The 1,070-nt window shown below is 74.2% G+C and carries 1 protein-coding gene; it reads right to left on the minus strand.

Annotated elements, in window-relative coordinates; genetic code table 11:
• Positions 1 to 769, minus strand: a 769-nt coding sequence (locus FV228_RS30615; RefSeq protein ID WP_147857841.1) for a histone deacetylase family protein, incomplete at its 3' end; no start/stop codon positions are given.
• Positions 770 to 1,070: the final 301 nt, after the last annotated feature.

The raw sequence follows: 1,070 nt of genomic DNA on the forward strand, positions 1-1,070 counted from the left end.
GCCAGGGCGCGTCGCCGGAGCCCGGCGGCAGCGGCAGGTTGCGGTTGAGGCCGGTGCCGGCCCCCGCCCCGGTCTCGTCGGCATAGCCGGCATAGAACGGGAAATAGTCCGACGGGTCCGCGTGGACCGAGACGGTGAGCACGTCCCCGCGCGTATAAAAGATCCCCTGCGTGCCGTTGCCGTGGTGCACGTCGATGTCGAGGATCGCCACGGGGCCGCCTGCGGGCGCCCGCATCCGCTCGGCCGCGATCGCGCTGTTGTTGAGGAAGCAGAAGCCGCCGGCCGAATCCGCGTAGGCGTGGTGGCCGGGCGGCCGGCACAGCGCGTAGGCGTGGCCCGTCTCCAGGGCCGCGTCGGCGGACGCGACGGCGCATTGGGCCGCGCCGTAGACCGCCGCCCAGGTCCCGGCCCGGATCGGCGTCGAGGTGTCGGCGGTGTAGAGGCCGACGCGCCCGAGCAGGCCGGCGGGCGTCCGGTGCATCTGCGGCCGGGCGAAGCTGCCTGTGAGGATCTCGTCGGCGACCCCCGGGATCTCCGATCGGCGTGCCCAGGCCTCGGCCAGGAACGCGAGGTAGCCGGGATCGTGCACCGCCCGGATCGGGTCGAGGCCGTGATCGGCAGGCTCCGCGAGGGCATGGCCGCCATCCCGGGCCGCCGCGTGCAGGATGGCGTAGCGGGAGGCCTGCTCGGGGTGCGGGATCGGCGTGCCCCGCCGCAGGTACTGGTCGGGATCGTGCCGGGCGGAGGCGGCGGTGTGGAAGACGCGCATGGGAGCAGGTTAGGCGCAGCCCCGCGCCGCGTCACCCCGGCTCGGATCGAGGGGGGCCGGGTGTCCAAGGGGCTCAGCCCTTTGGCGGGGTATCGGGGCAAGCCCGATGCACCAGGGCTCCGTCCTGGACCCGCGAAAGGTCTCGACCTTTCGAATCCGGGATTTTCAGGGGTCAGGCCGTAGGCCGCCTCATCCGTGGCGCCTGTAGGCCGGCTCGTCGGGGCTGTCGACGAGCCGGCCCGCCAGGACGGGCGTCTCGGCCGCGATCTCGCGGAGCAGGGTCGGCACCCGGGCCCAGGGC

Source organism: Methylobacterium sp. WL18, assembly GCF_008040015.1.
GTDB lineage: Bacteria > Pseudomonadota > Alphaproteobacteria > Rhizobiales > Beijerinckiaceae > Methylobacterium > Methylobacterium mesophilicum.